The sequence below is a fragment of the Streptomyces sp. NPDC002032 genome (assembly GCF_042890765.1).
Taxonomy (GTDB): Bacteria; Actinomycetota; Actinomycetes; order Streptomycetales; family Streptomycetaceae; genus Streptomyces.
Window position 1 is genome coordinate 269,921 of the sequence record NZ_JBIASM010000009.1, and the last position, 18,223, is coordinate 288,143.

The following is an 18,223-nucleotide window of genomic DNA, read 5'->3' on the forward strand; positions in this document are numbered from 1 at the left end:
CGCCTTCGCCTTCGCTAGAAGACGCGGTCCGTCTGGTCGGGGACGATGCTGGTGTCGCCCCGGCGGACGGGGCCGGGCGTGCCGTCGTGGTCGACGTAGCCCGTGGTGGAGCAGGGGTAGGGGCTGGTCTTCTGCTTCTTGGGCTCGATGAACATGGGGTTGACGATCCACTTGCCGTCGCTGTTGTCGTACGCGCGGCACATCAGCTCGTTCTTGTTCCGGTTGACGACGAGCCGCAGGGCGGTGGCGTCGCGCAGGAACGAGATGTCGGTGTCGGAGTCGCCGGCGGCGAAGACCTGCCGGCGGGTGGCGGGCTGGATCTTCTCGGCGGCCGCTCCGTGGACCCCGAAGACCTCCTTGTTGATCCAGCAGCGCTTGCCGTCGACGTACGTGATCATCGTGTCGGCGCCGTCCTCGACGGATCCGCAGCCCTGGAGGTGGGCGGTGAACGCGCCGTTGGGGCCGGTGGTGTTGCGGATGCCGATGACGTGGTCGGCCCGGACGCCGACGCCCTGGGCCCAGACCTCGACGACGGGCTGCGGGGAGGCGGAGCTGATCCACACGTCGAAGCCGGCCTTCTGGAGGCCCTTGATCAGGTCCCGCTGCTGGTCGTAGTAGCGGACCCAGCCGGTGGCGGTGGTGCTCGTGCCGACCCGCTGCGTGGCTCCGACGGGGGCGGCGAGGTTCTCGGCGCGGGCGGCGGCGGCGAAGCGGCGCACCTCGGCGGCGGTCCAGCCCTGCGTCAGCTGCGGCAGCCAGGCGTAGGCGGGTTCGATCGTCCGCCGGTCCCAGCCGGCGAAGGCCGCGGCGCCGGTACGGGTGGCGGCGGTGCCGTAGACGGCGTTCAGTTCGTCGGCGCAGGCCGCGCCCTGCGGGGTGCCGGTGGGCAGCGGGGTGCCGGGGTGGGCGAGCGGGCCGCAGGCGGCGGCCAGGGCCTGCGCGGCGGCCGGGGTGAGGTAGCGGCTGGTGGTGGTCCAGTCGCCGCCCGCGGGCTGGCGGATCTTGCCGTTGCGCAGCAGCCAGAACATGGTGGCGTCGCCGACGTCGTTCTTGACGACGGTGTTGTCCCAGTCGAAGACGGCGACGGGCTTGGCCCGGGTGGGCCGGTACGGGTCGCAGCCGCCGTACTGGTCGATCAGCTGCTGGAGGCGGGCCCGGTTGTCCCCGTACCAGCCGGCCGCGAGCTTCGGGGTGGTGCAGTGCGCGCCGGGGCGGGCCGTCGCCTGGGCGGCGGGCGCGGTGGCGACGAGGGTGCCTGCGGCTAGCGCGGCGGCGGCGACGGCCTGGAACCGGCGCGTGGAGCTGGGTCGGGTCACTGAGGTGGTCACTCCTGGTTCTGATGAAGATCGTCGCGGACGCTGGAGCACGACAGCCGGGCGTCGTGCGACGCCCGGCTGTCGGGAGGGTGGTACGGGGGTGAACGTTTAGAGAGGAGTGACGTACGCGCCGGAAATGCCGCCGTCGACGAGGAAGTCGGTGGCGTTGATGAAGGAGGAGTCGTCGCTGGCGAGGAAGGCCACGGCTGCGGCGATCTCGGTCGGCTCGGCGAACCGGCCGAGCGGGATGTGCACGAGGCGGCGGGCGGCCCGCTCGGGGTCCTTGGCGAACAGTTCCTGGAGCAGCGGGGTGTTGACGGGCCCCGGGCACAGGGCGTTGACGCGGATGCCCTCGCGGGCGAACTGGACGCCGAGTTCGCGGGACATGGCGAGGACGCCGCCCTTGGAGGCGGTGTAGGAGATCTGGGAGGTGGCGGCGCCCATGATGGCGACGAAGGAGGCGGTGTTGATGATGGAGCCGCGGCCCTGGCGCTGCATGTAGGGCAGGGCGGCCTTGCAGCACAGGTAGACGGAGGTGAGGTTGACGTCCTGGACGCGGCGCCAGGCGTCGAGGCCGGTGGTGAGGATGGAGTCGTCGTCGGGGGGCGAGATGCCGGCGTTGTTGAAGGCGATGTCGACCGAGCCGTAGGTGTCGAAGGCGGTCTTGAACAGGGCCTCGACCTGCTCCTGGTCGGTGACGTCGACCTGGACGAAGGTGCCGCCGACCTCTTCGGCGGCGGCCTTGCCGGCCCGCTCGTCGATGTCGGCGCAGACGACGTTGGCACCTTCGGAGGCCAGGCGGCGGGCGGTGGCGAGGCCGATGCCGCTGCCGGCTCCGGTGATGACGGCGGTGCGGCCGACGAGGCGGCGGCAGATGATCTCTTCGTTCGACATGCTGGTCAGGCCTCCGTGCTGATGAAGACGTTCTTGGTTTCGGTGAAAGCGGTGAGGGCGTCCGGTCCGAGCTCGCGGCCGAGCCCGGACTGCTTGTAGCCGCCGAAGGGGGTCCAGTAGCGGACGCTGGAGTGGGAGTTGACGGAGAGGTTGCCGGCCTGGACCGCGCGTGAGACGCGCAGGGCGCGGCCGAGGTCGCGGGTCCACAGGGAGCCTGAGAGCCCGTACTCGGTCGCGTTGGCCAGGCGTACGGCGTCCTCCTCGTCCTCGAAGGGCAGGACGACGGCGACCGGACCGAAGACCTCCTCGGCGGCGACCGGCGCGGTGGGGTCGGCGCCGGTGACGAGGGTCGGCGGGTACCAGAATCCGGGTCCCTCCGGGGCGGTGCCGCGCACCGCGCTGAGGTCGTCGGTGACGTAGGACCGTACGCGGTCCAGCTGGAGCCGCGAGATCAGCGGCCCCATCTGCGTCTTCTCGTCGGCCGGGTCACCGACGACCACCCCCTCGATGCCCGGGGCGACGAGCTCCAGGAAGCGGTCGTGGACGGAGCGCTGGACGAGGATCCGGGTACGGGCGCAGCAGTCCTGGCCGGTGTTGTCGAGGAAGGACATCGGGGCGGCGGCCGCGGCGGCTTCCAGGTCGGCGTCGGCGAAGACGATGTTGGGGCTCTTGCCGCCGAGTTCGAGGGTGACCCGCTTCACCCGTTCGGCGCACTTGGACATGATCTGCTTGCCGACGCGGGTGGAGCCGGTGAAGACGATCTTCGCGACTCCGGGGTGCTCGACCAGGGCGTCCCCGGCGACCGCTCCGTGGCCGGGGAGCACCTGGAAGAGGTGCTCGGGGATCCCGGCTTCGAGGGCGAGTTCGGCGAGGCGCAGGGCGGTGAGCGGGGTGGTCTCGGCGGGCTTGAGGATGACGGCGTTGCCCGCGGCGAGGGCGGGGGCCAGGCCCCAGGCGGCGATCGGCATGGGGAAGTTCCAGGGCGCGATCACGCCGATGACGCCGAGGGGTTCGAGGAAGGTGACGTCGATGCCGCCGGCGACCGGGATCTGACGGCCCGAGAGGCGTTCCACTCCCCCGGCGGCGAAGTCCAGCAGGTCGCGGACGTTGCCCGCTTCCCAGCGGGCGTTGCCGATGGTGTGGCCGGCCTCCCGGACCTCCAGCCGGGCCAGTTCCTCCAGGTGTCCGTCGACGACCGCGGCGAAGCGCCGCAGGAGTCTGGCCCGGTCGGCGGGGGCGGCGGCCGCCCATCCGCGCTGGGCCGCGGCGGCCCGTACGACGGCGGCGTCGACGTCGTCCCGTGTGGCGGCCGGGACGGTGGCGACGATTTCCTCGGTGGCCGGATTCAGGACTTCCAGCGCGTCGGACACGTGGTGCCTCTCAGAGGTTCGGTGAGCGTGACTACGGGCGTGACTACGGGCGTGACTGCGGGCGGGACGACGGGCGGGGCCGCGGGCCGGGGCCGCGGGCCGGGGCCGCGGCCCGGGGTCACAGGCGTTCGAAGGAGCGGCGCAGTTCCCAGTCGGTGACGGCGGAGTCGTAGGCGTCGAGTTCGACGCGGGCCATGTTGCGGTAGTGCGCGACGACTTCGGGGCCGAAGGCCGCCTTGGCGATCTCGCTGTTCTCCCAGAGCTCCGCGGCCTCGCGCAGGGTGGCCGGGACGTGCGCGTAGTCGCCGGTGTAGGCGTTGCCGGTGCAGGCCTCGGGGAGTTCGAGTCGGTTCTCGATGCCGTAGAGGCCCGCCGCGATCAGGCCGGAGACGGCGAGGTAGGGGTTGACGTCGCCGCCGGGGAGGCGGTTCTCGAAGCGGGTGGAGCGGCCGTGGCCGACCACGCGCAGGGCGCAGGTGCGGTTGTCGAGGCCCCAGGCGACCGCGGTCGGGGCGAAGGATCCCGGGCGGAAACGCTTGTACGAATTGATGTTGGGGGCGTAGAGAAGGGAGAAGTCGCGCAGGGCCGCGAGCTGCCCGGCCAGGAAGTGCCGCATCACGGGTGACATACCGCCGGCCCCGTCACCCGCCATGGCGTTGTTGCCGTCGGCGTCGACCAGCGAGAGGTGGATGTGACAGGAGTTGCCCTCGCGCTCGTCGTACTTGGCCATGAAGGTGAGCGAGACGCCCTCCTGGGCGGCGATCTCCTTGGCTCCCGTCTTGTAGACGGAGTGCTGGTCGCAGGTGGTGAGCGCCTCGTCGTAGCGGAAGACGATCTCGTGCTGGCCGAGGTTGCATTCGCCCTTGGCGGACTCCACGACCAGGCCGGCGGCCTGCATCTCGTTGCGGATGCGCCGCAGCAGGGGCTCGACGCGGCCGGTGCCGAGGACCGAGTAGTCGATGTTGTACTGGTTGGCCGGGGTCAGACCGCGGTAGTCGGCGTTCCAGGCCTCCTCGTAGCTGTCCCGGAAGACCATGAACTCCAGCTCGGTGCCGACGGCCGCGGTGTAGCCGTGCCCGGCGAGGCGTTCCAGCTGGCGGCGCAGGATCTGGCGGGGGGCGGCGACCACGGGCGAGCCGTCGTTCCAGGCGAGGTCGGCGAGGACGAAGGCGCTGCCGGGGTTCCAGGGGATGCGGCGCAGGGTGGCGAGGTCGGGGTGCATGGCGAAGTCGCCGTAGCCGCGGTCCCAGGAGGACATCTCGTAACCGTCGACGGTGTTCATGTCCGTGTCGACGGCGAGGAGGTAGTTGCAGCCCTCGGTGCCGTGGTCGAGGACCTCGTCGAGGAAGAACTGGGCGGCGAACCGCTTGCCCTGGAGGCGTCCCTGCATGTCGGGGAAGGCCAGGACGACGGTGTCGATCTCACCGCTCGCAACGAGGGCGCGAAGCTCCTCGGGCGCGAGCGGGGGCTTGCGGTCTACCACTGGAATCTCTCCTTCGGTGAGCCGAGTGGGCCTAAGGTATTGAATGAGACCATTGCTTGGGAAGGGGAGGGGCCGAGATGACCGACACGGCGGGCGAGGGTGGCGCGATCGCACGGCTGAATCCCGTACTGCGGCAGGTGCGGGCGGGCAACGGTTTCGAGGAGGCCCTCGAACAGATCCTCCAGGTGGTCCGGCTGGGCCTGGTGCCCGGCGGGGAACGGCTGCCGCCGGAGCGCGAGTTGGCGGAGCGGATGGGGATCAGCCGGGTCACCCTGCGCGAGGTGCTGAAGGTGCTCCAGGACCAGGGCCTGGTCGAGGCCCGGCGCGGGCGGTACGGCGGAACGTTTGTGCTGGCCCGCCCGGACACCCCGGCCGGCGCCGCCGAGGAGGAGCTGCGCCGACGGGTGGCGGGGGTGGACATCGAGGACGCGCTGCGCTTCCGCGAGGTGCTGGAGGTGGGCGCGGCCGGACTGTGCGCCGTCCACGGGCTGACGGAGGAGGGCACCGAGCGGCTGCTGCGCGCGCTCACCGCCACCCACGACGCCCCGCTCGCCGACTACCGCCGCCAGGACACCCTCTTCCACCTCACCCTGTGCGAGCTCGCCGGGTCCGCCTCCCTGACGGCCCAGTACGCGGCCGTCCGGGCCACCGTGAACGACCTGCTGGACTGCATCCCGCTGCTGGTGCGCAACCTGGAGCACTCGCAGCAGCAGCACACCGCCCTGGTGGAGGCGGTACTGGAGCGGGACGCCGAGGGGGCGCGGGCCGTGATGCGCGAGCACTGCTGCGGCACGGCGGCCCTGCTGCGCGGGTTCCTGGCCTGAGGGGGCGGGGGGGGCGACGGGTCGGGCGGGGGGTGCGGGCGGAGGGCCGGGCGCGGTTTCGTAACCGCTCTTTAACGCAAGGGTCTTGCGCCTGCCACACCCCGGACGCAAAGGTACGCCTCACAACCATTGCATCGCATTGCCCTAGGCAGGAGCGCACATGGCCGACGACACCGCACCCGCACCCGCATCCGCATCCGCCCCGCCCTCCCCCGGGGACGCGGAAGCCGAGTACCTCAAGCGCCGCACCCTGCGCCGCGGCAGCGCCGGCTGGCTGCTGCTGACCGGACTCGGCGTGGCCTACGTCGTCTCGGGCGACTTCTCCGGCTGGAACGTCGGCCTGGACAAGGGCGGTTTCGGCGGCCTGGCCATCGCCACCGTCCTGATGGGCGCCATGTACGCCTGCCTGGTCTTCTCCCTCGCCGAGCTGTCCACGATCCTGCCCACGGCGGGCGGCGGCTACGGCTTCGCCCGCCGCGCCCTCGGCCCCTGGGGCGGTTTCCTCACCGGTACGGCCATCCTCATCGAGTACATCCTCGCCCCGGCCGCCATCGTCATCTTCATCGGCGACTACGTCGAATCCCTCGGCCTGTTCGGGCTCACCTCCAGCTGGCCCGTCTACCTGGGCTGCTTCGTCGTCTTCATCGGCGTCCACCTGTGGGGCGTGGGCGAGGCCCTGCGCTTCAGCCTGGTCGTCACCGCCATAGCCGTCGCCGCGCTGCTGATCTTCGCGGTCGGGGCACTCACCGATTTCGACGCCGGCTCCCTCGACAACATCGCGGTGGACCCGAGCGCGTTCGGCTCCAGCTCCTGGCTGCCCTTCGGCGTCCTCGGCATCTGGGCCGCGTTCCCCTTCGGCATGTGGTTCTTCCTCGGCGTCGAGGGCGTACCGCTCGCCGCCGAGGAGGCCAAGGACCCGGTCCGCTCCATGCCGAGGGCTCTCGCCATCGCCATGGGCATCCTCGCCCTGCTCGCCCTGATCACCTTCTTCGCCGCCACCGGCGCCCACGGCGCGGACGCCGTGCGGTCCGCGGGCAACCCGCTCGTCGTGGCGCTGGAGGGCGACGGCGGCCCGACCGCGCTGAGCCGCTTCGTCAACTACGCGGGCCTCGCCGGCCTCGTCGCCTCCTTCTTCTCCCTCATCTACGCGGGCTCCCGCCAGCTGTTCGCCCTCTCCCGCGCCGGATACCTGCCGCGCTTCCTCTCGCTCACCTCCCGGCGCAAGGCCCCGTACCTCGGACTGGTGATTCCCGGCGCCATCGGCTTCGCCCTCGCGGCGGCCACCGGCAACGGCGCGCGGATGCTGAACATCGCGGTGTTCGGAGCGACCATCTCCTACGCCCTGATGGCCCTCTCGCACATCGTGCTGCGCCGCCGCGAGCCCGGCCTGGAACGCCCCTACCGCACCCCCGGCGGCGTCCTGACCTCCTCCGTCGCCTTCGTGCTCGCCCTGTCGGCGCTGGTGGCCACCTTCCTGGTGGACAAGGACGCGGCGTTCATCGCGCTCGCCGTCTACGCCGTCGCCCTCGCCTACTTCGCGTTCTACAGTCGCCACCACCTGGTCGCCTCCGCGCCCGAGGAGGAGTTCGCCGCGCTTGCGGCAGCCGAGGCGGAGTTGACCCGCGACTGAAATCCTGACCCCGCTTCCGTTGTCCGGCACCACCCTGGAGGTATCACCGTGCCCAGGCCGCTCATCGGCATCACCACCTACGTCGAGGAATCCACCCGCTACGGCGTGTGGGACCTGCCCACCTCCCTCGTCCCGACCGGGTACTACGAACTCGTCCAGGCGGCCGGCGGCGCGGCCGTGCTGCTGCCACCGGACGAGACGGCGCGGGCCGCGGAGGTGCTGGGCCGGGTGGACGGCCTGATCGTCGCGGGCGGCCCGGACGTCGACCCCGTGCGCTACGGGGCAGCGCGCGACCCCCGTACGGGAGCGCCCGCGACAGTGCGCGACGAGTGGGAACTGGCCCTGACCGGGGCGGCCCTGGAGTCCGGTACGCCGTTCCTGGGGATCTGCCGGGGCATGCAGGCGCTCAACGTGGCCCTCGGCGGCACGCTCATCCAGCACATCGACGGCCACGTCCACGCCCCCGGCGTCACCTCCTGGCACCCGGTCCGCCCGGTCGCCGGAACCCGCTACGCGGCGCTGGTCCCGGAGGTCGCGGAGGTCCCGACCTACCACCACCAGGCCGTGGACCGGCTGGGCCGGAACCTGGTCGTCTCGGCGTACGCCGAGGACGGCACGGTGGAGGCGATCGAGGACCCGGACCGCTCGCGCTGGGTCATGGGCGTCCAGTGGCACCCGGAGCGGGACAAGGACACCCGGGTGATGGCGGCCCTGATCGAGGCGGCCACCGCCCGCCGCGCGGTCCTGGTGGCCTGAGAGCGGCCAGTCGCGGGGCCGGGCCCCGCGACTGGCCCCGCGACTGGCCGCCCGTCCCGGCGGCGCGCACCCTGGAAGGATGCGGACGGAGGCGAACGGCACGACCACCGGCCGGGTTTCCGGGATCCTGGAGAACCCGATGGTCGGGATGGCGCCGTGGATCATCTTCTCGCTGCTGGTGGGACCGGGGCGGTTCGAGCTCGCGGTCGGCCTGGCGCTGGCCTCGATCGTCGCCCTGGTCGTCCTCGGCCGCCTGGTCCACCCCGGCAGCTCCTGGAAACTGCTGGAGCTGGCCGACGTGGTCTTCTTCGCTGCCATGGCCGTCGTCGGGGTGCTGGCGAGCCCGGGCACGCTGCGCTGGCTGGAGACGTACGCGGGAGAGGTCTCGAACCTCGCCCTCACCGCGATCGCCTTCGGCTCGATGGCGCTGCGGATGCCGTTCACCCTCCAGTACGCCCGGGAGCAGGTGGACCCGTCCCTGTGGCACACGCCCGCCTTCCTGCGGACCAACTACGTGATCACCGGCGTGTGGGGGCTCGCCTTCCTGGTGGCGGCCCTGGCGGGCGGGTACGGGGATCTGGTGCTGCACAACCCGGACAACCTCTGGACCGGCTGGATCATCCAGATCCTGGCCATCGTCGCCGCGCTGCGGTTCACCGTCTGGTACCCGGAGGTCGTGCGCGCCCGGGCGAGCGGCGCGGCCGCGCCGCCCCGGGCGGCGGGGCTGCTGCTGCCGCTGGCGGGCCTGCTGGTGCCGGTCGGCATCGCGGTGCTGGTCTTCGACAACGTGTGGTGGCTGGGCGTGGCGCTGATCGTCGCGGGTGTCCTCCTGACGAAGGCGCTGCGCTCCGGGGAGTGAGCCCGAAGGGGCCCGGGCGCCGGTTGCCCCGACGCGGGTTTCCCTGCCGGGGCGGCTGCCGGCGCGCATCTGCGCGCCACGGACCGGTGAGGTCGCCCTCGGCGGGGCGCGGCTGTCGCGGCTGTCGCGGATCCCCGACGCTCGACTCCCGGACCCCGGTTTCCGCCCGGCCGCGGACGCTTTACGGGCGGCGCCGGGTCAGCGACAGCAGGTCGCGCGCCGGGCCCGCCGGCCGGGCGCCCGCCGGCCAGACGGCGCGCAGGGCCCGGCCGAGCGCCGCGCCGGGCACCGGGACCTCCACGAGCCGCCGCGCCGCCAGCTCGTCGCCCACCGCCAGCTCCGACAGGACGCACGGCCCGGCGCCGCCGAGCGCGGCCGCCTTCACGGCCGTGGTCGAGGCCAGCTCCAGCAGCGGGGCCGCCAGCCCGCCGGCCGTCGCGAGGGCGGCGTCCAGGACCTGCCGGGTGCCCGAGCCGCGTTCCCGCAGGATCAGCGGGGTCGACGCCAGCTCGGAGGCCTGGACCCCCTTCGACCGGCGGGCCCACGGGTGCGTCGGGGCCACCGCCACGACCAGCCGGTCCTGCCCGATGACCGCCGAGTCCAGGCCGTCCGGCACCGACAGCCCCTCCACGAAGCCCAGGTCCGCCTCGTGCCCCAGGACCCGCTGGGCCACGTCCGCCGAGTTCCCGGCGTGCAGCGAGACCGCCGTGTCCGGCCGCTCCCCGCGCAGGGCGATCAGCCATCCCGGCAGCAGGTACTCCGCGATGGTCATGCTGGCCGCCACCCGCAGCCGTGAGTCCCGGCGGCCCCGCAGCGCCTGCGCCCCGGCGTCGAAGGCCTCGGCCGCCTCCACCACCCGCCGGGCCCAGTCCGTGACGAGCGCGCCCTCGGCCGTCAGCGTCGAGCCGCGCGGCGAGCGGTCGACCAGGGCGACCCCGAGCCGGGTCTCCATCGCGCGGATCCGGCTGCTCGCGGCCGGCTGCGTGATGCCGAGGTGCCGCGCCGCACCGCTCAGGCTGCCGACCCGCGCCACGGCGAGCAGCAGCTCCAGCGCGCCCAGGTCCGGCACGCGGTGCGCAAGCGGAACCCACTCCTCATTACCCATAACATCAGTTTATGGCCTCATAGGGTGATGACCTCTGCCGTCCGCGCGCCCCCGCCGCGAGGCTGGGTCCATGGTCACCACCGTCGCACCGCCCCGCACCACCGCCGACACCACCGGCACCACCGGCACCGCCGCCACCGCGCCCCGGACCCACAAGGCCCCCGCGCTGCGCCACCTCGGCCCCAACTGGTACGCCTGCGTCATGGGCACGGCCATCGTCGCCAACGCCGGCGCCACCCTCCCGTACCAGGTACCCGGCCAGCGCGTGGCCTGCCAGGCCGTCTGGGCGCTGTCCGCCGTGGCCCTCGCCGTCCTGCTCACCGCCCGCGCCGGGCACTGGCTGCACCACCGCGACCAGGCCCGCGCCCATCTCCTCGACCCCGCCGTGGCCCCCTTCTACGGCTGCCTCTCGATGGCCCTGCTGGCCGTCGGCGGCGGCACCCTGATCGTCGGCAAGGACCTGATCGGGGAGCACGCGGCCGTTGTCGCCGACGCCGTGCTGTTCACCGCCGGAACCGCGATCGGCCTGGTCATGGCGGTCGTGGTGCCCTACCTGATGGTGGTGCGGCACAAGGTGGAGGCCGCCCAGGCCAGCCCCGTCTGGCTGCTGCCCGTGGTCGCCCCGATGGTCTCCGCCGCGCTGGGCCCCCTGCTCGTCGCGCACCTGCCCGCCGGCCAGCCCCGCGAGGCGATGCTGCTGGCCTGCTACGCCATGTTCGGCGTGAGCCTGCTCGCCACCCTGCTGCTGCTCCCCCTGATCTTCGGACGGCTGATCGTGACGGGCCCCCTGCCGCTGGTGATGACCCCGGCGCTGTTCCTGGTGCTCGGCCCCCTCGGCCAGTCCACCACCGCCGTCAACCAGCTCGCCGACGTGGCCCCGCACGCCATCGCCGCCCCCTACGCGGACGCCCTGACCGGCTTCGCCGTCGTCTACGGGGTCCCCGTGATGGGCTTCGCCCTGCTCTGGCTGGCCCTCGCGGGCGCGATGCTGGTGCGGGCCGCCCGCGCCGGGATGCCCTTCGCGATGACCTGGTGGGCCCTGACCTTCCCCGTCGGCACCTGCGTCACCGGCGCCGCCGGACTGGCCCGCCACACCGGCCTGGACGCCTTCGCCTGGCTGGCCGCCGCCCTCTTCCTCGGCCTGCTCGCCGGCTGGCTGCTCGCCGCCGCCCACACCCTGCGCGGCCTGTTCACCGGCCGCCTGCTGCCCAGGACCGGCTGACGCCGCCCGCAACGCCGCCGGACGGGCCGGGCCGCCGGGTCGCCGCGCCGCCGGGCCGCCGACAGGCCCCCGACGAGCCGCTACCGGGCCGCTACCGGGCCGCCCGCAGCGCCGCCGCCAGTACCGCCGGGGCCTGCGCCAGCGAAGGCCCGTACCAGGTCAGGTGGCGGCCGCTGACCAGGGCCGCGGGCAGGCCCGGGAAGGCCTCGGGACCGTCGCCGGCGGTGAAGCGGTACGGCTCGTCCGGGAGCACCACCAGATCGCAGCCGCTCCCCGCCAGCTCGGCAGCCGGCACCTTCGGGTACCGCTCCGCGTGCCCGGCGTAGGCGTTGCGCACCCCGAGCCGGGCCAGCAGGTCCCCGGCGAAGGTGTCCCGGCCCAGCACCATCCAGGGCCGCCGCCACACCGGCACGAACACCGTGAACGCTCCGACGGGCTCCACCACCGCCCAGGCCTCCCCGGCCCGCGACAGCCACTCCGGCCGCTCCAGCCCCAGCGCCCCCACCAGTACCCGCTCCAGCTCGCTCAGCGCCTGCGGCAGGTCCCGGACCTCGGTGACCAGCACCTCCACCCCGGCCGCCCGCAGCGCGTCGAGGTCGGGGGCCCGGTTCTCCTCCTCGTTGGCGATCACCAGGTCGGGGCGCAGGGCGAGCACCGCCCGTACGTCGGGGTTCTTCGTACCCCCGATCCGCGCCGCCTCCCCCAGCTCCGCCGGGTGCGTGCACCAGTCGGTCACCCCCACCAGCAGTCCGGGCGCGGACACCGCCACCGCCTCGGTCAGGGACGGCACGAGCGAGACGACGCGCACCGGCTCAGCGTCCCGGTGACGGGGGCTCGGAGGTGGCGTGGATGTGGTCGCCGACGGCGACCACGAGCAGCCGGGTGTCCTCGCTGACGGCGCGCCACCGGTGCCGCACCCCGCCGGAGAGGAACAGCGCGTCCCCGCTCTCCAGCCGGTACGCCCGCCCCTCGGCCTCCACCTGGCAGGCACCGGAGACCACGTACATCAGCTCGTCGTTGCGGTGCTGGTACTCGCGGCCGGCGTCCTGGTCCCCGCTGAACTCCAGCGCGTGCAGCTGGTGGTGACCGCGTACGAGGGGACGTACGCCCATGACCGGTTCGAGCCCGGGCTCGTCACCGGCCCGGACCAGGTCCACCGTGCGCGCCGTGTCGGAGGCGGCCAGCAGCTCGACCGCGGTGGTCTCCAGGGCGTCGGCGACCCGCTCCAGGGAACGCATGCTGGGGCGGGCCCGTTCGTTCTCTATCTGGCTCAGGAAGGGGACGGACAGACCGCTGCGCGCCGACACCGCGGCGAGGGTCAGGTGGAGCGCACGGCGTCTCTTGCGTACGGCCACGCCCACCCGCAGCGGTTCTTTTGAGTCCTTCTCCTTGTCACTGCCGTCTTCCTTGGCGTTCATTTCGGGGCTGCCCTCCCCTGTCCTCGTCGCACATCGGTGTGCTGTAAGCACCTTACGCAGCAACCGCCCCCGGATTCGCGCCCATGGGACCACCGGGCCCCCGCCCGGTGGCTCGCCGTGGTCCCGCGGTCACCCTACGCCGCCTCCCGAGGCGCGCCACAGCACGCGGTCACCGTCCAGGATCACGACGTCGCCGGACGGTCTGACCAGCAGCCGCGCGCCGGGGTGCCCCGCCGTGCCGCTGCTCCAGGCCGGGCCGCCCGCGCCGGTGCGCACGGTCAGCTCGCCGTCGTACGAGAACAGGGCGTCGTGGCCGGTGCCCGCGGTGCCGGAGTTCCAGCGGCGGGCCCCGGCGGCGTCGAGCACCACGAGGTCCCCGTCGGCCCCGAGGGTCAGCCGGGCGGCGCCGGCGTCGAGGACGTCGCCGGGGCGCAGCACCGTACCGGGGTGGACCTCGACGGAATCGTCGAGGGAGCCGTCGGCGAGGGCGCGCAGGGTGGTCAGCGAGGGCGTGAACGCGTACAGGGCGCCCTCGGTGCGCACGAAGCGGCCGAAGCGGAGGGTGGTGGCCCGGCTGCCGCCGCCGTCGGACGCGGTCTCGAAGGTGACCGGGGAGTCCGGTCCGAGCACGGGGTCGGCGCCGACGCGCGGGTTGCGCCCGGGCGGGAAGTCCGGTTCGTTGATCCACTTCTTGGCGACGAACTCGAACTGCTGGACCAGGTCGGCCTGGTAGCCGATGAAGAGCAGCCCGCGCGGGGTGTCCGGGCCGTGCTCGCCGTCCTCCTGCGCCGGGTCGTAGGCGGGGCCGAAGGGGATGCCGCGCCGGATGATGCGGCGTCCGTCCAACTCGGCGGCGGCCAGCGGGGGCCGGCCGGGGCCGAGGACGAGGCCGTCGCGCGGGTTGCCCTTGCGGATGTGGGCGAACAGCGGGGTGTGCCAACCCTGCGCGTCGTCGGCGTAGGCCAGCGCGGCGTCGGGGTCGGCGCCGATCGGGCCCGGCTCCTCGGCGAGGGGGCAGCCCGCGATGGGCGTGCCGCCGGGCCAGCGGCCGACCAGCCGGGCCGCGACCCAGGTCGGGGTCGCGTCGGGCGGCGCGGCGCCGGACTTCTTCAGTTCGGCGAGCCGCTGCCCGGCCTGCTCCCACCAGCCGGGGACGTCCTGGGCAAGGCGCCGGACCACCTGGAAGGCGCCGCCGGTGGCCCAGGCGGGCAGTCCGGCGGGCCGCTGCCCGGCCTTCTCCTGCCCTACGAGGAACTCCCCGGCCGGCACCAGCCGGGTCCCGGGCTTCCCCTGGACGGTGGCCCCGTTCGCGGGGTCGGGGGCGTGGAAGCCGCGCACGCCGGGCTGGCTGATCCCGTCGGCGAAGCCGAAGTGCTCGTGGCCGCGCAGGGCTCCGGGCAGCGTGCCCCCGTCCTGCCGGAAGACGACGGTTCCCCCGGCGGTGGCGAGGCCCTCGCGGTGGCGGGTGACGGCGCTCGCGAGCCGGGCGGGGTCGTCCGCGGAGAGGCTGAGCACCGCGTGCACGGCGCGCCCGGGCTCCTCGGCGCCGAACAGCCAGGACTCGGGGGCGCTGGTGCCGGTGTCCCCGAGTGCCTCGGCGCGGCGGGCGGCGCCCTGCGCGAACGCCTCGGCGGTGCTGCCGGGCACCACGGCCGGGAAGGGGTCGCGCCCCGCGAGCAGGCGCAGGCCGGGGTAGGTCAGGGAGAGCCCGGTCCACAGTGCCGACAGGGAGGCGGGGTCGGCGCCGCCCGCCTTGAGCCGGGCCGCGCTGAAGAGGGCGTTGAAGCGGGCCATCTCCTCGGTGGTGGAGAGCTCGGGCAGCAGCTTGGCGAGCCAGCGGCGGGCCGGGGCCGCCTCGCGGAAGTGCACGAGCAGCAGGCAGGCGTGGTCCTTGCGGGAGCCCGCCAGGATGTCGCCCTGGGTGGTCCGGTCGGCGCGCAACGGCAGCTCGGCGGCCCCGGCCCGCGCGGCCGGCGGGACGGCGGCGGCCCCGGCCGGGACCGCCGCCGCGGCCACGGCCCGGGGACACACCGCGAGGGCGGCGGCCCCCGCCCCGGCGACGAGGACGGCCCGGCGGGCGGGGCTCGGGGTCTGGACGGCATCCATCGGTGTCTCCTGGGTGAGGGGGCGGAACGGGGCGGTGGGGAACGACGCCACCGGGCGGACCGGGGGCGAGCCCAAGCCGGGACCCGGCACGGAGCGGGAGCGGGGCGCAGGACGCACGCCGGAAGCGGACCGGGACGGGGCCGAGGCGCGGGACACGCGCCGTGACCGGGACGAGGACGAGCTCGGTGCACGGACCGGTGACGGGACGCGAACCGAAGCCGGACCGGCCGAACGGCCGGGACTGCGGCACGCACGGAAACCGGAACGTGAACGGGAACCGGACCGGGAGGGGGAGCGGGAGGGGGACGGGAACTGGGAGGGAACCGGGACGGGGACCGGGAACCGGGCCGGGACCCGAGCGGGGACAGATCCGGACCCCGACCGGACCCGGACCCGACCCGAACCGAACCGGACCCGAACCGGACCCGAACCGGACCCGGACCCGGACGGGAACCGGACCCTGGACGGAACCGGACCCGGACGGACCAGAACCAGAACCGGAGCGGGAGCGGATCGGGTGGGAATCGGACGGGAACGGGAATCCGGACGGGGGCGGGGACGGGAACCGAACCGGCACCAGCACCAGCACCAGCACCAGCACCAGCACCAGCACCAGCGAAACCGAGCAGGGCCGGACCCGGGCCACGGGCACGGCCTGGGCCGAAACCGGACCAAGCCGCCCCGCCCCGGCCGGCACGCGGCCGCGGCCGGGGCCGGGTACTGGAGCAGGAGCACCGGAACGGCCGCAGGGGCCCGGGCCCGGGCCCGGAGCCACCGGCCCCCGCCCCAGAACCCGGCGGGAGACGGCGAGCCACGCCCCGGACCCACCCGGACCGGCCTACGCGGCGAGCGACTCCCGTCCCCGCACCGGGACTTCGCCCACGGGCTCGACGGGCCGCCCGCCCGGGGGAGCCGGATCCGCGGCCGGCGCCGGGCCTATGAGCCCCGCCGCCCCGCGGAGAACGTCGGCGGGACCGGGGGCGGCGGAAACGACCATGGGCGTCCGAGACTCCTCGCATGGGGGGACCGGGCGGGCAGAACGTCCTGCCAGTGATCAACACCCTCCGCGAAACCCCGCGACCGCGCGCGCCGGACGCACTGTTGGAGTGACGCGGCGATCACCCCCGGGCGCCCCGCCGCCGGTGCGGCATCATCGACTCCGTGACGACACGACGCCTGATGCTCCTGGACACCGCCTCCCTTTACTACCGCGCCTACTTCGGCGTGCCGGACTCCGTGAAGGCTCCCGACGGCACCCCCGTCAACGCCGTGCGCGGGCTGCTCGACTTCATCGGACGGCTGGTCCAGGACCACCGCCCCGACGACCTGGTGGCCTGCATGGACGCCGACTGGCGGCCGCACTGGCGGGTGGAGCTGATCCCGTCCTACAAGGCGCACCGGGTCGCCGAGGAGACGGAGACCGGCCCCGACGTGGAGGAGACCCCGGACACGCTCGCCCCCCAGGTGCCGGTCATCGAGGCGGCACTGGACGCCTTCGGGATCGCCCGGGTCGGCGTCGCCGGGTACGAGGCCGACGACGTGATCGGCACCCTCACCACCCGCGCGACCGGCCCGGTGGACATCGTCACCGGCGACCGGGACCTGTACCAGCTGGTGGACGACTCCCGCCGGCGCCGCGTCCTGTACCCCCTCAAGGGCGTCGGCACCCTCCAGGTCACGGACGAGGCCTGGCTGCGCGAGAAGTACGGGGTGGACGGCCCCGGCTACGCGGACCTCGCCCTGCTGCGCGGCGATCCGAGCGACGGCCTGCCGGGCGTGCCGGGCATCGGCGAGAAGACGGCGGCGAAGCTCCTCGACGCGTACGGGAACCTCGCCGGGATCCTCGCGGCCGTCGACGACCCGAAGTCGAAGCTGACCCCCACCCAGCGCAGGAGGCTCGACGAGTCCCGCCCGTACCTGGCAGTGGCTCCCAAGGTCGTCCAGGTGGCCTCGGACGTCCCGCTTCCAGCCTTCGATCCGGCACTTCCCCGCGTCCCGAAGCACCCTGAGACGGTCGATGCGCTCGCACATCAGTGGGGGCTGGGAGGAGCCATGTCACGCCTGAGCAGCGCGCTGCGCCCATGAGGTGCTAACTTAGGTAATCCTAAGCTTTGTCAGTTCCAGGGAGACGCCGTGGCAGAAGGACGCGCCCGCAGAGTCGGCACCGCAGTCGTCGTACGCACCGAGCGGCTGACGCCGCACATGGTCCGGATCGTGCTGGGCGGTGACGGGCTGGCCGACTTCGGCACGGGCGTGTACACCGACCACTACGTGAAGCTCCTGTTCGCCCCCGAGGGCGTGCGTTACGCGGAGCCCTGGGACCTGGAACAGATCCGCTCGACGCACCCCCGGGAGGCCTGGCCCCGCCAGCGCGCCTACACGGTCCGCGCGTGGGACCCCTCGCACCGGGAGCTGACCCTGGACTTCGTCGTCCACGGCGACGAGGGCCTGGCCGGCCCGTGGGCGGCCCGCGTCCAGCCCGGCGAAACGGTGCACTTCCTCGGCCCGGGCGGCGCGTACGCGCCGGACCCGACGGCGGGGTGGCACCTCCTGGCCGGCGACGAGAGCGCCCTGCCGGCCATCGCGGCCGCGATGGAGCGGATGCCGGCGGGTGCGCGGGTGCACGCGTTCGTGGAGGTCGACGGCCCGGCCGACGAGCAGAAGATCGCCACCCCGGACGGGGTCGTCCCGGTCTGGCTGCACCGGGGGGACCGCCCGGTGGGCGCGGCGCTCGTCGAGGCGGTGACCTCGATGGAGTTCCCCTCGACGGACGTCCACGTCTTCGTCCACGGCGAGGCCGGGTTCGTGAAGGACCTCCGCCGCCACCTGCGCCTGGACCGCGGCGTCGCGCGCGAGCGCCTCTCGATCTCGGGGTACTGGCGTCAGGGCGAGACGGACGAGGGCTGGCGCGCGATCAAGCGCGACTGGAACGCCACGGTCGAAGCGGAACAAGACCTCCCCACCCGCGCCGCCGCCTGACCCGGCCCCCTGGGCCGCGCGGCTGAACCCGCCAACGCCGGGCAGCCTCAAGGGGGCCGCCGGGACACAGCCCCGGCGGCCCCCGCGCCCACGCCACAACCAGCACCCCGGCACTCGAGGCGCGGAGACCGCGGGCGAAGCCCCGCGCTTACGGGGCAGAGCCCAGGCGAAGCCCCGCGCTTACGGGGCAGAGCCCAGGCGAAGCCCCGCGCTTACGGGGCAGAGCCCAGGCGAAGCCCCGCGCTTACGGGGCAGAGCCCA

The 18,223-nt window shown here is 74.1% G+C and carries 15 protein-coding genes; 7 read left to right on the top strand and 8 right to left on the bottom strand.

Annotated features, from left to right (window positions below):
• Positions 1 to 14 precede the first annotated feature (14 nt).
• From ACFYYT_RS22560 to ACFYYT_RS22575, 4 genes are all read right to left on the bottom strand, one after another.
• Positions 15 to 1,316 carry a haloacid dehalogenase-like hydrolase gene (locus tag ACFYYT_RS22560; protein ID WP_351825345.1) on the bottom strand — a complete coding sequence of 434 codons (1,302 nt, stop codon included), beginning with the start codon at positions 1,314 to 1,316 and terminating at the stop codon, positions 15 to 17.
• Positions 1,317 to 1,424: 108 nt separating this feature from the next.
• A complete protein-coding gene (locus ACFYYT_RS22565) occupies positions 1,425 to 2,210 on the bottom strand; it encodes a 3-oxoacyl-ACP reductase (protein WP_351825347.1) in 786 nt (261 codons plus the stop codon).
• 5 nt (positions 2,211 to 2,215) lie between these two features.
• Positions 2,216 to 3,580: an aldehyde dehydrogenase family protein gene (locus ACFYYT_RS22570; RefSeq protein ID WP_351825349.1), complete on the bottom strand. Its 1,365-nt coding sequence runs from the start codon at positions 3,578 to 3,580 to the stop codon at positions 2,216 to 2,218.
• Positions 3,581 to 3,698: 118 nt separating this feature from the next.
• The gene (locus ACFYYT_RS22575) at positions 3,699 to 5,063 is read right to left on the bottom strand and encodes a glutamine synthetase family protein (RefSeq protein ID WP_351825351.1); all 1,365 of its coding nucleotides are present in this window, start codon (positions 5,061 to 5,063) and stop codon (positions 3,699 to 3,701) included.
• A 77-nt stretch (positions 5,064 to 5,140) separates the two neighbouring features.
• Here ACFYYT_RS22575 and ACFYYT_RS22580 point away from each other — a divergent pair, with 77 nt between their 5' ends.
• The 4 genes from ACFYYT_RS22580 (at position 5,141) to ACFYYT_RS22595 (ending at position 9,132) form a co-directional block, all read left to right on the top strand.
• Complete coding sequence (locus ACFYYT_RS22580; protein ID WP_351825353.1) at positions 5,141 to 5,887, top strand: FCD domain-containing protein; 747 nt, start codon at positions 5,141 to 5,143, stop codon at positions 5,885 to 5,887.
• Between the two features lie 160 nt (positions 5,888 to 6,047).
• Positions 6,048 to 7,517 (top strand): ethanolamine permease, encoded by a 1,470-nt coding sequence (gene eat / locus ACFYYT_RS22585; RefSeq protein ID WP_351825355.1) that lies wholly within the window; start codon positions 6,048 to 6,050, stop codon positions 7,515 to 7,517.
• Between the two features lie 48 nt (positions 7,518 to 7,565).
• Positions 7,566 to 8,273, top strand: a complete 708-nt coding sequence (locus ACFYYT_RS22590; RefSeq protein WP_351825357.1) for a gamma-glutamyl-gamma-aminobutyrate hydrolase family protein — start codon at positions 7,566 to 7,568, stop codon at positions 8,271 to 8,273.
• A gap of 79 nt (positions 8,274 to 8,352) precedes the next feature.
• The gene (locus ACFYYT_RS22595) at positions 8,353 to 9,132 is read left to right on the top strand and encodes a hypothetical protein (protein ID WP_351825359.1); all 780 of its coding nucleotides are present in this window, start codon (positions 8,353 to 8,355) and stop codon (positions 9,130 to 9,132) included.
• Between the two features lie 181 nt (positions 9,133 to 9,313).
• On the opposite strand, the gene ACFYYT_RS22600 is transcribed toward ACFYYT_RS22595, so the two are convergent.
• The gene (locus ACFYYT_RS22600; RefSeq protein ID WP_351825361.1) at positions 9,314 to 10,237 is read right to left on the bottom strand and encodes a LysR family transcriptional regulator; all 924 of its coding nucleotides are present in this window, start codon (positions 10,235 to 10,237) and stop codon (positions 9,314 to 9,316) included.
• Between the two features lie 70 nt (positions 10,238 to 10,307).
• Here ACFYYT_RS22600 and ACFYYT_RS22605 point away from each other — a divergent pair, with 70 nt between their 5' ends.
• The gene (locus ACFYYT_RS22605; protein ID WP_351825363.1) at positions 10,308 to 11,459 is read left to right on the top strand and encodes a TDT family transporter; all 1,152 of its coding nucleotides are present in this window, start codon (positions 10,308 to 10,310) and stop codon (positions 11,457 to 11,459) included.
• Positions 11,460 to 11,550: 91 nt separating this feature from the next.
• Here the strand turns inward: ACFYYT_RS22605 and ACFYYT_RS22610 are convergent, their stop codons facing one another.
• The 3 genes from ACFYYT_RS22610 to ACFYYT_RS22620 all read right to left on the bottom strand — a co-directional run bounded on the left by ACFYYT_RS22610 (position 11,551) and on the right by ACFYYT_RS22620 (position 14,983).
• Positions 11,551 to 12,267 (bottom strand): helical backbone metal receptor, encoded by a 717-nt coding sequence (locus ACFYYT_RS22610; protein WP_351825365.1) that lies wholly within the window; start codon positions 12,265 to 12,267, stop codon positions 11,551 to 11,553.
• A gap of 4 nt (positions 12,268 to 12,271) precedes the next feature.
• Positions 12,272 to 12,877: an XRE family transcriptional regulator gene (locus ACFYYT_RS22615; protein WP_351825366.1), complete on the bottom strand. Its 606-nt coding sequence runs from the start codon at positions 12,875 to 12,877 to the stop codon at positions 12,272 to 12,274.
• 129 nt (positions 12,878 to 13,006) lie between these two features.
• Positions 13,007 to 14,983 (bottom strand): peroxidase, encoded by a 1,977-nt coding sequence (locus ACFYYT_RS22620; RefSeq protein ID WP_351825368.1) that lies wholly within the window; start codon positions 14,981 to 14,983, stop codon positions 13,007 to 13,009.
• A gap of 1,179 nt (positions 14,984 to 16,162) precedes the next feature.
• On the opposite strand from ACFYYT_RS22620, the gene ACFYYT_RS22625 reads away from it, so the two are divergent.
• Together ACFYYT_RS22625 and ACFYYT_RS22630 are read left to right on the top strand one after the other, a co-directional pair.
• The gene (locus ACFYYT_RS22625; protein ID WP_351825425.1) at positions 16,163 to 17,068 is read left to right on the top strand and encodes a 5'-3' exonuclease; all 906 of its coding nucleotides are present in this window, start codon (positions 16,163 to 16,165) and stop codon (positions 17,066 to 17,068) included.
• A 48-nt stretch (positions 17,069 to 17,116) separates the two neighbouring features.
• Positions 17,117 to 17,962 carry a siderophore-interacting protein gene (locus tag ACFYYT_RS22630; protein ID WP_351825370.1) on the top strand — a complete coding sequence of 282 codons (846 nt, stop codon included), beginning with the start codon at positions 17,117 to 17,119 and terminating at the stop codon, positions 17,960 to 17,962.
• Positions 17,963 to 18,223: the final 261 nt, after the last annotated feature.